The 14,173-nt window shown below is 69.6% G+C and carries 12 protein-coding genes; 5 read left to right on the top strand and 7 right to left on the bottom strand.

Going from position 1 to position 14,173, the window contains the following annotated elements; all coding sequences use genetic code 11:
- Positions 1–22 precede the first annotated feature (22 nt).
- The 5 genes from ftsH to dacB all read right to left on the bottom strand — a co-directional run bounded on the left by ftsH (position 23) and on the right by dacB (position 7,075).
- On the bottom strand, positions 23–2,059 hold the full coding sequence (gene ftsH, locus GFH49_RS23790) for an ATP-dependent zinc metalloprotease FtsH (RefSeq protein ID WP_155058103.1): 2,037 nt from the start codon (positions 2,057–2,059) through the stop codon (positions 23–25).
- Positions 2,060–2,243: 184 nt separating this feature from the next.
- Complete coding sequence (gene hpt, locus GFH49_RS23785) at positions 2,244–2,804, bottom strand: hypoxanthine phosphoribosyltransferase (RefSeq protein WP_155058102.1); 561 nt, start codon at positions 2,802–2,804, stop codon at positions 2,244–2,246.
- A 175-nt stretch (positions 2,805–2,979) separates the two neighbouring features.
- The gene (gene tilS / locus GFH49_RS23780) at positions 2,980–4,005 is read right to left on the bottom strand and encodes a tRNA lysidine(34) synthetase TilS (RefSeq protein WP_155058101.1); all 1,026 of its coding nucleotides are present in this window, start codon (positions 4,003–4,005) and stop codon (positions 2,980–2,982) included.
- Positions 4,006–4,242: 237 nt separating this feature from the next.
- Complete coding sequence (locus GFH49_RS23775) at positions 4,243–5,379, bottom strand: Rv3626c family coenzyme F420 biosynthesis-associated protein (protein ID WP_155058100.1); 1,137 nt, start codon at positions 5,377–5,379, stop codon at positions 4,243–4,245.
- Between the two features lie 76 nt (positions 5,380–5,455).
- Positions 5,456–7,075, bottom strand: coding sequence for a D-alanyl-D-alanine carboxypeptidase/D-alanyl-D-alanine endopeptidase (gene dacB / locus GFH49_RS23770; protein ID WP_155058099.1), 1,620 nt, complete (start codon positions 7,073–7,075; stop codon positions 5,456–5,458).
- Between the two features lie 79 nt (positions 7,076–7,154).
- On the opposite strand from dacB, the gene GFH49_RS23765 reads away from it, so the two are divergent.
- Both GFH49_RS23765 and GFH49_RS23760 read left to right on the top strand, forming a co-directional pair.
- A complete protein-coding gene (locus GFH49_RS23765) occupies positions 7,155–7,646 on the top strand; it encodes an inorganic diphosphatase (protein WP_003991985.1) in 492 nt (163 codons plus the stop codon).
- Between the two features lie 213 nt (positions 7,647–7,859).
- Positions 7,860–9,530 carry a threonine/serine exporter family protein gene (locus GFH49_RS23760; protein ID WP_155058098.1) on the top strand — a complete coding sequence of 557 codons (1,671 nt, stop codon included), beginning with the start codon at positions 7,860–7,862 and terminating at the stop codon, positions 9,528–9,530.
- A 113-nt stretch (positions 9,531–9,643) separates the two neighbouring features.
- On the opposite strand, the gene GFH49_RS23755 is transcribed toward GFH49_RS23760, so the two are convergent.
- A complete protein-coding gene (locus GFH49_RS23755; protein WP_155058097.1) occupies positions 9,644–10,519 on the bottom strand; it encodes a DedA family protein in 876 nt (291 codons plus the stop codon).
- Between the two features lie 138 nt (positions 10,520–10,657).
- On the opposite strand from GFH49_RS23755, the gene GFH49_RS23750 reads away from it, so the two are divergent.
- Positions 10,658–11,023, top strand: a complete 366-nt coding sequence (locus GFH49_RS23750; RefSeq protein ID WP_155058096.1) for a YbjQ family protein — start codon at positions 10,658–10,660, stop codon at positions 11,021–11,023.
- A 21-nt stretch (positions 11,024–11,044) separates the two neighbouring features.
- Here the strand turns inward: GFH49_RS23750 and GFH49_RS23745 are convergent, their stop codons facing one another.
- Positions 11,045–11,806 carry a MerR family transcriptional regulator gene (locus tag GFH49_RS23745; protein ID WP_155058095.1) on the bottom strand — a complete coding sequence of 254 codons (762 nt, stop codon included), beginning with the start codon at positions 11,804–11,806 and terminating at the stop codon, positions 11,045–11,047.
- A gap of 184 nt (positions 11,807–11,990) precedes the next feature.
- Between GFH49_RS23745 and GFH49_RS23740 the strand changes: the two genes are divergently transcribed.
- The gene (locus tag GFH49_RS23740; protein WP_155058094.1) at positions 11,991–12,605 is read left to right on the top strand and encodes a Uma2 family endonuclease; all 615 of its coding nucleotides are present in this window, start codon (positions 11,991–11,993) and stop codon (positions 12,603–12,605) included.
- A gap of 87 nt (positions 12,606–12,692) precedes the next feature.
- Positions 12,693–14,087 (top strand): glutamate decarboxylase, encoded by a 1,395-nt coding sequence (gene gad, locus GFH49_RS23735; RefSeq protein WP_155058093.1) that lies wholly within the window; start codon positions 12,693–12,695, stop codon positions 14,085–14,087.
- The last annotated feature ends 86 nt before the right edge of the window (positions 14,088–14,173 follow it).

Here is a 14,173-nt window from a genome sequence, read left to right as displayed (position 1 = left end):
GGGACCACCGGGTCCGGGAGCGTCAGCCTTCCGGACGCTCCTCGGGGGCCGGTTCCGGGACGGGTTCCGCCGAGGTGGTGGCCTTGGCGGTGGTGATCGCCGGAGTCGCGCCGTTGGCTCCGTTCGTCAGTGCCAGCTCCTTGGGGGAGAGCACCGGCGGACGGGTGGACGGGGTGCGACGCGACGAGCCGGTCCAGGCCGGGCGCGGCGGACGCCTGACGATGGGAGCGAAGATCTCGGCGATCTCCTCCTTGCCCAGCGTCTCCTTCTCCAGCAGCTGGAGCACCAGGTTGTCGAGGACGTCGCGGTTCTCGACCAGGATCTCCCAGGCCTCGTTATGCGCGTTCTCGATGAGCTTCTTGACCTCTTCGTCGACCAGCGCGGCGACCTCTTCCGAGTAGTCGCGCTGGTGAGCCATCTCACGTCCGAGGAACGGCTCGGAGTTGTCGCCGCCGAACTTAATGGCGCCGAGACGCTCGGTCATGCCGTACTGCGTGACCATCGCGCGGGCCGTTGCGGTGGCCTTCTCGATGTCGTTCGCAGCGCCCGTCGTCGGGTCGTGGAAGACCAGTTCCTCCGCGGCGCGGCCGCCCAGCATGTAGGCCAGCTGGTCCAGCATCTCGTTGCGGGTGGTGGAGTACTTGTCCTCGTCCGGCAGGACCATGGTGTAGCCGAGGGCGCGGCCTCTCGACAGGATCGTGATCTTGTGGACCGGGTCGGAGTTCGGGGAGGCCGCCGCGACCAGGGCGTGACCGCCCTCGTGGTACGCGGTGATCTTCTTTTCCTTGTCCGACATGATCCGGGTCCGCTTCTGCGGGCCCGCCACGACGCGGTCGATGGCCTCGTCCAGCATCTGGTTGTCGATCAGCTTCCGGTCCGAGCGGGCGGTGAGCAGCGCGGCCTCGTTGAGGACGTTGCTCAGGTCCGCGCCGGTGAAGCCCGGCGTACGGCGGGCGACCGCCGACAGGTCGACGTCCGGTGCGACCGGCTTGCCCTTCTGGTGAACCTTGAGGATCTCCAGACGGCCCTGCATGTCCGGGCGGTCGACCGCGATCTGGCGGTCGAAGCGGCCGGGGCGCAGGAGGGCCGGGTCGAGGATGTCGGGCCGGTTCGTCGCGGCGATGAGGATCACGCCGCCCTTGACGTCGAAGCCGTCCATCTCGACGAGCAGCTGGTTCAGCGTCTGCTCGCGCTCGTCGTGACCGCCGCCGAGGCCGGCGCCGCGGTGGCGGCCGACCGCGTCGATCTCGTCGACGAAGACGATCGCCGGGGCGTTCGCCTTGGCCTGCTCGAACAGGTCACGGACTCGGGAGGCGCCGACACCGACGAACATCTCGACGAAGTCGGAACCCGAGATCGAGTAGAAGGGCACGCCCGCCTCGCCCGCGACGGCTCGCGCGAGCAGCGTCTTGCCGGTGCCGGGCGGGCCGTAGAGCAGTACACCCTTGGGGATCTTCGCCCCGACGGCCTGGAACTTGGCCGGCTCCTGGAGGAATTCCTTGATCTCGTGGAGTTCCTCGACGGCCTCGTCCGAGCCCGCGACGTCCGAGAACGTCGTCTTCGGGGTGTCCTTGGTGATGAGCTTCGCCTTGGACTTCCCGAAGTTCATCACTCGGGAGCCGCCGCCCTGCATCTGATTCATCAGGAACAGGAAAACGACCACGATGAGGACGAAGGGGAGCAGGGAGAGCAGGATCCCGACGAACGCGTTCTGCCTGGTCGGCGAGACGGTGTAACCGTCCGGAATCTGCTTGTCCTGGTACTTCTGCTGCAGCGTGCCGGCGATGGTCACGCCCTGGTCGCCGATGTAGCTCGCCTGGATCTTCGAGCTGCCCTCGATCTTCTGACCGTCCTTGAGCGTGACCTTGATGGTCTGCTCGTCGCCGGTGGTCAGCTTGGCCGCTTCGACCTTGTTCTCATTGATCGCCTGGACGACCTGGCCGGTGTCCACCGTCTTGTAGCCGCCGGACGAGCCGACGACCTGCATCAACACGACCACGGCAAGGACGGCCAGCACGATCCACATGACCGGCCCACGGAAGTATCGCTTCACGTCCATCCATACGGAGCGGTGTCGCCCCGTCCCTCCTGCCATAGTGAGTTTGATAAGACAGTTCTTCTGACGGTACCCCAGCTTTGGGGGCCGAAGCCGCACAGGGCCGCGGGCAATCCCGTCTGCATGGTCCAACGGCGCTGAACCCGCTGGGGTTCCCGATCGTCTTACAGGTCTTGGGCCGAGTGGCTCAGCCGCCGTAGACGTGGGGGGCGAGCGTACCGACGAACGGGAGGTTGCGGTACTTCTCGGCGTAGTCGAGGCCGTAGCCGACGACGAATTCGCTGGGGATGTCGAAGCCGACCCACTCGACGTCGATGGCGACCTTGGCGGCTTCGGGCTTGCGGAGCAGGGTGCAGATCTTCAGTGACTCGGGCTCGCGGGAGCCGAGGTTGGAGATCAGCCAGGACAGGGTCAGGCCGGAGTCGATGATGTCCTCGACGATGAGGACGTGCCTTCCCTTGATGTCGGTGTCGAGGTCCTTGAGGATCCGTACGACACCGGAGGACTGGGTGCCCGCTCCGTACGAGGACACGGCCATCCAGTCCATCGTGAGCGGGGTGGACAGCGCGCGCGCCAGGTCCGCCATGACCATCACCGCGCCCTTGAGGACGCCGACGATCAGCAGGTCCTTGCCCGCGTACTCCGCGTCGATCTTCGCGGCCAGCTCGGTCAGCTTCGCGTCGATCTCTTCCTTGGTGATGAGTACCTGCTGGAGGTCGGCACCCATGTCTTTCGCGTCCACCCGCATCACTTTCGGTCGTGGCCCATTCGATGGCTCGTTCGCCTCCGGGAGGCTACAGCCGATGTCGAGAGCCCGATCGTGCTCAGCCCTTCGGGCCTTGAGCGCGTTCGGTCTCTCGCCACCGGCGCCTCCCCGCGGCTCACTCGCGCGGCCGTCCACCCCCCTCCGGGGGGGTAAGGATTCAGCCTTGCCGAATCACCAGTCTGCCACCCTGCCGCTGGGCGACGACTTTGCCGGGGAGGTTGATGGCCCCCTGGCCACGCCAGCCGGTGATCAGCCGGTCGACTTCCTCGATGTGACGGGCGAAGAGAGAACCGGCCGGGGCGCCTGCCTCGATGGCGGCGCGGCGCAGGATCCGGCGGCGTACGGCGGGCGGCAGGGCGTAGAGCTTCGCGCACTCCAGGCGGCCCGCGGCGTCCCGGACGGCGGCCTCGGCCTGGCTGGCCCAGGCGTCGAGGGCGTCGGCGTCGTCCCGGGAGAGCTGGGCGGTGCGGGCGAGGGCTTCGACGACGCCTTTGCCGAGCGCCTTCTCCAGGGCGGGCAGGCCCTCGTGGCGCAGCCGGGAGCGGGTGTAGGCAGGGTCGGCGTTGTGGGGGTCGTCCCAGACGGGGAGGGACTGGACCATGCAGGCCTTGCGGGCGGTCTGCCGGTCGATGTGGAGGAAGGGCCGCCGGTAACGGCCGTCGGCCCCCGAGACCGCGGCCATTCCGGACAGGGAGCGGATGCCGGAGCCGCGGGCGAGGCCGAGCAGGACGGTTTCGGCCTGGTCGTCGCGGGTGTGGCCGAGCAGGACGGCGCCGGCGCGGTGGCGGACGGCGGTGGCGTCGAGGGCGGCGTACCGGGCGTCGCGGGCGGCGGCTTCGGGTCCGCCTTCGCGGCCGACGCGCACGGCGACGGACTCGACCGGGTCCAGGCCGAGTTCGGTGAGGCGCTGGGCGACTTCTGCTGCGCGTGCCTCGGAGCCGGACTGCAGGCCGTGGTCGATGGTGACGCCGCCCGCGCGGATGCCGAGTTTGGGGGCCTCGAAGGCGAGGGCGGAGGCGAGGGCCATGGAGTCGGCGCCGCCGGAGCACGCCACGAGCACGAGCGGCGGGGACGGGCGCTCACAGGCGGTCCCGGTGGCGGGGTGGCCGTGTTCGGTGAGGATGTCGTGGAGGACGCGGCGGACCGCCAGGCGTATCGCCGCGACCGCAGGATGGGGACCCATGTCCGGTTCCCTTCATGAAGTTTTCGGGGGGGGTGAGCCCGGCTCGGTCACTCAGAGTGTGTAGATGGTGACAGAACCGGGCCGTTCCCCGAGCATTGCACGCCTACCCGGGGCCCACGGTCCCTCGGACGGGTGATTGGAGGAGCTTTCGCCCGTCGTCGGCCGAATTCCTTTCACCACGCACGGCTTCCTTTCACCACGTACGGGCTTCCTTTCACCACGTACGGCCGTGTTTCACTACTCGGCCTTGCGGTGCACCCGCGCGACCCAGTCCGCCGGTTTGGCGAGCTCCGCCTTGGTCGGCAGCGTGTTCGGGGAGGTCCATACGCGGTTGAAGCCGTCCATGCCGACCTGCTCGACGACGGCGCTCACGAACCGTTCGCCGTCCCGGTACTGCCTGAGTTTGGCGTCCAGGCCCAGCAGCTTGCGCAGGGCCAGGTCCAGTCGGGAGGCGCCCTTCGCGCGGCGCTGCTGGAACTTCTCGCGGATCTCCGCGACGGACGGCACGACGGCCGGGCCGACGCCGTCCATGACGAAGTCGGCGTGCCCCTCCAGCAGGGACATCACGGCGGTGAGGCGGCCGAGGACCTCCCGCTGGGCCGGGGTCTGCACGATCTCCACGAGCGAGCGGCCGCCGTCGTCCTCCTCGCCCTCGGGGCGCCCGCCCGCGAGGGACTGCGCGGCTTCCCGGATGCGCTCCAGGACGGTCATGGGGTCGACGTCGGTCTCCCCCAAGAACGACTGGATTTCTCCCTCCAGATGGTCCCGCAGCCAGGGCACGGCAGTGAACTGCGTGCGGTGCGTCTCCTCGTGCAGGCACACCCACAGGCGGAAATCGTGCGGCTGTACGTCGAGTTCGCGTTCCACGTGCACGATGTTCGGCGCGACGAGCAGCAGCCGACCACCGCCGCTCGGTGAATCAGGGGGACCGCCGGCCGGGAGTTCGCGCGTGGCCGGGGCGAAGGTCTCGTACTGGCCGAGGACGCGGGAGGCCAGGAAGGACAGCAGCATGCCCAGTTCGACGCCGGTGACCTTGCCGCCGACGGCGCCCAGGACCGCGCCGCCGGGGCTGCTGCCGCGCCGCTCCTGCATCTTGTCGAGCAGCGGCTTGAGGATCTCCCGGAACCCGGCGACGTTCGCCCGCACCCAGCCGGGGCGGTCGACGACGAGTACGGGGGTGTCATGGGCCTCGTCCGTGCCCATTCGGGTGAAGCCCCGAACGTGTTGCTCGGAGGCTTTGGCATGCCGGCGCAGCTCTGCGACGACGGCCCTGGCCTCGTCGCGGCTCACCTCGGGGCCCGGCCTTACCAGCCGGGTCGCGGTCGCCACCGCGAGATTCCAGTCGACCATCTCGGCACCACCGATGCTCGTCATGCGTCAACGGTACGTGAGCGTTACCGCTTGGGGCAGGCCGTGGGCGTCGGCAGGGGGCGGCGAGCAGTGACGGCGATCACCGACAGCCGCACGACGCCAGCGCCGTCGCCATCCCGTCGAGGACCGATTGCGCCGCCTGGGCATCGGTCGTGTCCGATGCCAGGAAGGCGAACGCCAGCAGGTGCCCGTCCTGGTCCACCACCGTTCCCGCCAGCGTGTTCACGCCCGTCAGGGTTCCCGTCTTCGCTCGTACGACGCCTGCCGCGCCGTCCGTGTAGCGGCCGGCCAGGGTGCCGGTGAAGCCTGCTACGGGGAGGCCGGTGAGGGCGGGGCGGAGTTCGGGGTGGGCGGGGTCGGCGGACTTCGCCAGGAGGGCGGTGAGGAGGCCGGCGGTGAGGCGGTCGTCGCGGCTCAGACCGCTGCCGTCCCTGAAGTCGGCGCCCGCGACGGGCAGTCCGAGCTTCTTCAGCTGGGCCCGGATCGCCCTGCCCGCGCCGTCGAAGCTCGCCTGCTCGCCCGTGGCGACGGCGGTCTGGCGGGCCAGGGCCTCGGCGATGTCGTTGTCGCTGTTGGTCAGCATGCGTTCGACCAGGGCGGACAGCGGGGGCGACTGCACCGTGGCGAGGGTGTCGGCACGGCCCGTCGCCTTGGACGGGCCGGGCGCGGTCGTCTTGATGCCGCGGTCCTTCAGGAAGTCCGCGAAGGTGCGGGTCGCGTCCGCCGCCGGGTCGGTCACCCGGGTGACCGGGCCGCTCGTCGAGTCGTCCGTGCGGGCCTCGTCGGCCATCAGGGCGCTGACGGGGGCGAGGTTGGGGTTCTCGCCGATGGAGTGGAGTTCGGGACCGGCGTACAGGGTGGTGTCGTAGGAGAGCGTCACCTCGCGCAGCCCGCGCTTCTTCAGGGCCGCGGCCGTGTCGTCGGCCAGGGCGCGCAGGCCGGCCCAGCCCTGGGCGTCGTCCCGGGCCGTGAGGGTGGGGTCGCCGCCGCCGACGAGGACGAGTTCCCTGGTGTCGGGTTCGAGCGCGGCGCGGGTGGTGAGGCGGTGGTCGGCACCCATCGCGGAGAGGGCGGCGACCGCGGTGGCGATCTTGGTGGTGGAGGCGGGGGTCAGCGCTTCGTCGGCGCCGGAGGCGTACAGCTGCGCGCCGGTGGCGAGGTCGACGACCGCCGCGGTGCGCCGGGGGCCGAGGGCGGCCTCGTTGAGGAGCGGGTCCAGGACGGCGGCGAGGGCCTTGCCGTTCGGCGCCGACTTCACCGTGTCGGCGGCGGAGCCGAGGCCGGTCAGCACGGACGCGGCGCTGGGGGCGGGCCGGGGCGCCGTGGCGGTCGTACCGGAATGACGACCGTGATCTGCGCCACCCTCAGATCCCTGGGCGGCGGCCCAATCCCGCTCGGCCGTACGCTGACCGGAGGAGTCCCAGGGGCCGGCCGCGGTCACCACAGAGGCGGCCAAGGCCAGTCCGGCGATGGCGGCACCGGTGGTGTACTGCCAGGTCTTCAGCCCCGTAACCCGTGCGACCTGCGGTTTCGCGGCCCGGGCCAGCCGTGTGACCCGCGGCCGCAGGGCTGCCGTGGCCCGTTCGACGCGCGGTCGTACGGCGTCCGCCGCTCGTGCGAGACGTGGTCGTACGGCGTTCGCGACCCGCACCACATGCGGTCTCGCGGCCCGCCACGGCCTTGGCTCACGCACGACCACCAGCCCCTTTCGCGATCACACACCTGCGTGAGGGACACTTAATCACCAGAACTATGTGCTGATCATGGAGGAGCCACCGGTGGAGTTCGACGTCACGATCGAGATTCCGAAGGGTTCGCGGAACAAGTACGAGGTGGACCACGAGACCGGTCGGATCCGCCTGGACCGTCGACTCTTCACCTCGACCAGCTACCCGGCCGACTACGGCTTCGTCGAGAACACCCTCGGCGAGGACGGCGACCCGCTGGACGCGCTGGTCATCCTGGACGAGCCGACCTTCCCCGGCTGCCTGATCCAGTGCCGCGCGATCGGCATGTTCCGGATGACGGACGAGGCCGGCGGCGACGACAAGCTGCTGTGCGTCCCGGCGCACGACCCGCGCGTGGAGCATCTGCGTGACATTCATCACGTGTCGGAGTTCGACCGCCTGGAGATCCAGCACTTCTTCGAGGTCTACAAGGACCTTGAGCCCGGCAAGTCCGTCGAGGGCGCCAACTGGGTGGGCAGGACGGACGCCGAGGCCGAGATCGAGCGGTCCTACAAGCGCTTCAAGGAGCAGGGCGGCCACTGAGCACCCCTTTTGCGCCTGAACCGGCGCCGCTCTCGCGGACCTGGTTGCTCGCCGCTGTGGTTGCTCAATTGATGGTTGCGGTACGTGCGGCTGATGGTTGCGGTGCGGGCGGCGAGACATGGCCGGCCGCGCGGTCCTGTGCGGGCCGCGCGGCCGTTCGCTCACCTGTGCGCATACTGGGGCGTACTGGAGGTGCGTGATCGGGAGCGGTAGGTGACGGACGCGGAGGACCGCAAGCCGCGGTCGGACGAAGCGAGAACTGTCTACGACTCCGAGGTCACGTCGGAGTTCGCGATCCCGCAGGGGCTGGCCACGCCGCCCAAGACCGGCGGCGAGTCGGAGACGACGTCCGAGTTCGCGGTGCCGGACGGGCTGGATGTCCCGCAGTCGCCGTCCGAGGACGGGGAGGGGTCGGCGTTCAGTACGCCGAAGATCTACCGCGCGCGGCAGGCGCCGCCGGCGTTCACGCCGCCGAGCGGCGTCCCCGCCGTCAGTCTGACCAAGGACCTGCCCTGGCAGGACCGGATGCGCACGATGCTGCGCCTGCCGGTGGCCGAGCGGCCCGCGCCGGAGCTGGTGCACAAGGCGGAGGACGAGAGCCCCGCCGTCCCGCGCGTGCTCGACCTGACCCTGCGTATCGGCGAGTTGCTGCTGGCGGGCGGTGAGGGCGCGGAGGACGTGGAGACGGCGATGTTCGCGGTCTGCCGGTCGTACGGGCTGGACCGCTGCGAGCCGAACGTCACCTTCACGCTGCTGGCGATCTCCTACCAGCCCTCCCTCGTCGACGACCCGGTGACGGCGTCCCGGACCGTGCGGCGCCGGGGCACCGACTACACGCGGCTCGCGGCCGTGTTCCGGCTCGTGGACGACATCAGCGACCCGGAGATCCCGATCTCCCTGGAGGAGGCGTACCGGCGGCTCGCCGAGATCCGCCGCAACCGGCACCCGTATCCCACCTGGGTGCTGACCCTGGCGAGCGGGCTGCTCGCGGGGGCGGCCTCCGTGCTCGTCGGCGGTGATCTGATCGTGTTCGTCGCGGCCATGCTGGGCGCGGTGCTCGGCGACCGGCTGGCGTGGCTGTGCGCGGGGCGCGGGCTGCCGGAGTTCTACCAGTTCACCATCGCCGCGATGCCTCCGGCGGCGATAGGGGTCGCGCTGACCATCGCCGACGTGGATGTGAAGGCGTCGGCCGTCATCACCGGTGGGCTGTTCGCGCTGCTGCCGGGGCGGGCGCTGGTGGCGGGGGTGCAGGACGGGCTGACGGGCTTCTACATCACGGCTGCCGCGCGTCTGCTGGAGGTCATGTACTTCTTCGTGGGCATCGTGGTCGGGGTGCTCGTGGTTCTCTACTTCGGCGTGAATCTCGGCGCGGAGCTGAATCCGGACGCGGCGCTGGGGGACACGAACCGGCCGCTGTGGCAGATCGGTGCGTCGATGCTGCTGTCGCTGACGTTCGCGGTGCTGTTGCAGCAGGAGCGGTCCACGGTGCTGTGGGTGACCCTCAACGGGGGTGTCGCTTGGATCGTGTACGGCGCCATGCACTACCCGGGTGGTGTCTCGCCGGTCGCTTCCACGGCCGTGGCGGCGGGGCTGGTGGGGCTGTTCGGGCAGCTGCTGTCGCGGTACCGGTTCGCTTCCGCGTTGCCGTACACGACCGCGGCGATCGGGCCTCTGTTTCCGGGGTCGGCCACGTATTTCGGGTTGCTGGCGATCGCTCAGAACCAGGTCGACGAGGGGTTGGTCTCGCTGGCCGAGGCCGCGTCGCTGGCGATGGCCATCGCCATCGGGGTCAATCTGGGGTCGGAGATCTCGCGGCTGTTTCTGCGGATTCCCGGCGGAGCCGGGGCGGGGCGCCGGGCGGCCAAGCGGACGCGGGGGTTTTGAGCGCCTGGTAGCTCGGGGGTTCTGTTCCCGTGCGGGTGCGGGTGCGGGTGACGTGTGGTTGATCGCGCAGTTCCCCGCGCCCCTGACGGGGCGCTTCACATCCCCTGGTTCCGCTAGTTCTGCTGGTAGCCGTTGTCGTTGTACGGGTACTGCTGCTGGTAGCCCTGTCCCTGGGGGTACTGCTGCGGGTACTGCGGGGCGTAGGACTGCTGGGGCTGGGGCTGGTTGTAGTAGTCGCCGTACTGCCGGTCGCCGTACTGCTGCTGGCCCTGGTCCGTCGGCGGGATGCGGCGGAGTTGGGTCGTGGCGTCGTCCATGACCTGGGGCTGGGGCGCCTGCGGCTGCGGCTGCTGGGGCGGGGTCTTCTTGTTCTTGGAGCGGGCCCGGAGGAACTCGATGATGATCGGGAGCACCGAGAGGAAGACGATCAGGACGAGGATGTATTCGATGTTCGTCTCGACGAACTCGATGTTACCGAGCCAGGAGCCGAGCAGGGTCACGCCGGCGCCCCACAGGATGCCGCCGACGACGTTGTAGATCAGGAACGAGCGGTACGGCATGCCGCTGACGCCGGCGATGATCGGCGTGAAGGTGCGCACGACGGGCACGAAACGGGCCAGGATCAGGGACCTGGGGCCGTACTTCTCGAAGAACTCGTGGGCCTTGGTGACGTTCTCCTGCTTGAAGAGGCGGGAGTCCGGGCGGTTGAACAGCGACGGGCCGACCTTCTTGCCGAACATGTAACCCGCCTGGTCGCCGAGGATCGCGGCGACGCAGATCAGGGCGATAGCGCCCCACAGGGGGAAGTCCAGCTGGTTCCCCGTGATCAGCAGACCCGTCGTGAACAGCAGGGAGTCACCGGGCAGGAAGAAGCCGATGAGCAGCCCCGATTCCGCGAAGACGATGATGAGCAGGCCCCAGATCCCGAAGTCGTCCAGCAGAGTGTTCGGGTCCAGCCAGCTCGGTCCGAGGGCGGCAAGCGTCGTCACGGTTCCGGGGCTCCTGAGGGGTTGGGAAGTACGGTGGCCGGTTCGGCCGGACAAAGCTATCAACGCACAGTGTCCGTCCCAGGTTCCACCGGGGTCTCCAGGATGCACTGTGCGGCGACTGAGGCGAAGCTGTGGGTCATGGGCATCGAGGACTACGGCGGCGGCCAGGGGCCCCAGCCGGACGTATTGGTCGTCACGACGAACGACGTCCCCGGATACCGCGTCCAGGAAGTTCTGGGCGAGGTCTTCGGGCTGACCGTGCGGTCGCGGCACCTGGGCAGTCAGATCGGCGCCGGGCTGAAGTCGATGATCGGCGGTGAGCTCAGAGGGCTGACGAAGACGCTGGTGCAGACCCGGAACCAGGCCATGGAACGACTCGTCGAGCAGGCACGCGCGCGTGGGGCCAATGGAGTGCTGATGTTCCGCTTCGATGTGACGGAGGCCGCGGACGTCGGCACGGAGGTGTGCGCGTACGGGACGGCTGTGGTCCTGGCCCGGGAGTAGGGCGACGCCCGGGCCAGGGGGTTACGAGCTGTGCCGGGCCGCGTTCGCCGTGATCGCGTCCCTGAGGTGTTCGGCGAGACCCGGGCGCATGGAGTCGTAGAACGCCTTGAAACGCTCGTCGGAGACGTACATCTCGGCCAGTCCCGTGTGGATTTCGTACGTGCACTCGTAGAACCACTCGGTGATGTGCCGCCGGTGTTCCTCGGCCATGTCTATGGCCCGTTCGCCGGTGGGCGGCTCGTCGGCGGTCATCAGGGTGTCGTAGCGCTCGCCCCAGTCGGCCACCTCGGCCTGCATGCGCCGCCAGTCCTCCTTGGTGTGGCTCGCGGCGCGGCGCTGTGACTCGGCGTACGCCCGCGTGCCGCCCCAGCGCTGTTCCGCCTCCTCGGCGTACTGCTCGGGGTCCTTGTCCCCGAACACCTCGAACTTCTCCTCGGGGGTGAGGTCGATGCCCATCTTGCGTGCCTCCATGGCGTGTTCCACGGCCGCCGCCATCTTCCGTAGCTTCTCGATCCGGGCGGTCAGCAGTTCGTGCCGGCGGCGCAGGTGTGCGCGTGGGTCCGCTTCCGGGTCGTCTAGCAGGGCGGCGACCTCGTCGAGCGGGAAGCCGAGTTCGCGGTAGAACAGGATCTGCTGCAGCCGGTCGAGGTCGGCGTCGCCGTAGCGCCGGTGCCCCGCGTGGCTGCGCTCGCCGGGGACGAGCAGGCCGATGTCGTCGTAGTGGTGCAGCGTGCGCACGGTCACGCCGGCGAATCCGGCCACCTGGCCCACCGAGTAGCTCACGGGTTCCGCTCCCTTCGGGTTGCGCGCTCCAGGCTGGGGCCTCACGTGGCGTGAGGTGCAAGCCCGATTCCTGCCTGCACCCGTATGCAGGAACGATGCCGCTTCACTCGTACGTGTGGCGGTAGCGTCGTAGCGGGTACAGACACGAGCGCCGCCACACACGATCTTCCCCATGGGAGCAGTCATGGCCGCAGAGGCACACACCGAGCAGCACACGCGGGCCACTCCTGACAACTGGATGTTCCCGCCCGAGGAGGGCTGGACCTGGGACCAGGTCAAGGAGTTGGACGTCCCGTTCGACTGGGAACTGGTGGATGGGAAGATCGTGGTACGTGGGGTGGGCAGTTGGTGGCACGACCGGGTCCGTAACGAGCTGTACTTCCATCTGAGGAGTGCCCAGCAACCTCCATTTGGCACCGACACGGAGCGCTGGACCCAATTCGACGACAACAACATCCCCAGGCCGGACATCGTTGTGTACGACAAGACTGGCGTAGATGTCCGTACCATGGACTGCACACCGGGCGCGTGCGTGGTCCTCGCCGTTGAGGTGGTCTCGCCGCGCTCCCGAGGCATGGATCGCTTTCTCAAACCTGCCTTGTACGCCGGGGCCGGAATCGCCCACTACTGGCGCGTCGAACGCGGTGAGAACGACGCTCCGGAGGTGCACGAGTTCCGGCGCGACGAAGACACCGGCGTCTTCGTTCCCCGGACGGACCGCCCCGTGCACACGGGCAAGCTCAGCGCCGAGGTCCCGTTCCCCGTCACCTTCGACCTGAGGAGCCTGCTCGACGTGTGAACCACCGGGCGGCTTGCCCGTTTCGTCCGTACCCTCGCAGTGAGACCGGTAAAGCCCCACGGCCCTCCCCCTTGCTGCGAGGCCCCCATGCCCCTCCACAAAGGCACAGCCGAGCCCGACGAGCGCCCCCTCGCCGTCAACCCCTTCTACGGGGAGGCCAACCCGGTCGCCGGTATGACCCAGGCCCCGCCCCAGCACCGGCTCCCGGACAGCCCCATGTCGCCCACGACGGCGTATCAACTCGTCCACGACGAGCTGATGCTGGACGGCAATGCGCGGCTCAACCTCGCCACCTTCGTCACCACCTGGATGGAGCCGCAGGCCGGGATCCTGATGGCGGAGTGCCGGGACAAGAACATGATCGACAAGGACGAGTACCCGCGCACCGCCGAGCTGGAGCGGCGCTGTGTGGCGATGCTCGCCGACCTGTGGAACGCGCCCGACCCGGCGGCGGCCGTGGGCTGCTCGACGACCGGTTCGAGCGAGGCGTGCATGCTCGCGGGGATGGCGCTGAAGCGGCGCTGGAGCAAACGGAACCAGGGCGGCCGACCCAATCTCGTGATGGGCGTCAACGTCCAGGTCTGCTGGGACAAGTTCTGCACCTTCTGGGAGGTCGAGGCCCGCCAGGTCCCCATGGACGGCGACCGGTTCCACCTCGATCCGCAGGCCGCCGCCGCGCTGTGCGACGAGAACACCATCGGGGTCGTCGGCGTCCTCGGCTCCACCTTCGACGGCTCGTACGAGCCCGTCGCGGACCTGTGCGCGGCCCTGGACGACTTCCAGGCGCGCACCGGCCTCGACATCCCGGTGCATGTCGACGGCGCCTCCGGCGCGATGGTGGCGCCCTTCCTCGACGAGGACCTGGTGTGGGACTTCCGTCTCCCGCGCGTGGCGTCGATCAACACCTCGGGCCACAAGTACGGGCTCGTCTACCCGGGCGTCGGCTGGGCCCTGTGGCGCTCGCCCGCCGAACTGCCCGAGGAACTCGTCTTCCGCGTGAACTACCTGGGCGGCGACATGCCCACCTTCGCACTCAACTTCTCCCGCCCCGGCGCCCAAGTGGTCGCGCAGTACTACACGTTTCTGCGGCTGGGCCGCGAGGGCTACCGGGCCGTGCAGCAGTCCACCCGGGACGTGGCCCGGGGCCTGGCCGGACGCGTCGCCGCGCTCGGCGACTTCCGGCTGCTGACCCGCGGCGACCAGCTGCCCGTCTTCGCCTTCACGACCGGCCCGGACGTGACGTCGTACGACGTCTTCGACGTCTCCCGGCGGCTGCGCGAGCGGGGCTGGCTGGTGCCCGCGTACACCTTCCCGCCGAACCGCGAGGACCTGTCCGTCCTGCGGGTCGTCTGCCGCAACGGCTTCTCGGCCGACCTCGCCGAGCTGTTCGTCGAGGATCTCGGCCGCCTGCTGCCGGAGCTGCGCCGGCAGCCGCGCCCCCTGACGCGAGACAGGGAGGCGGCCACCGGCTTCCATCACTGAGCGCACCGCCGGCTGTCGCGGTTCGCTTGCTGCGGCCGGTGGCTGGCTGGGTCGTCGACGGCGCTGCCGCCCCTCACCCGCCCTGC

Source organism: Streptomyces blattellae, assembly GCF_009709555.1.
GTDB lineage: Bacteria > Actinomycetota > Actinomycetes > Streptomycetales > Streptomycetaceae > Streptomyces > Streptomyces blattellae.
The sequence above is the reverse complement of the archived record's forward strand: the minus strand, read 5'-3'. Positions and strand labels throughout refer to the sequence as shown.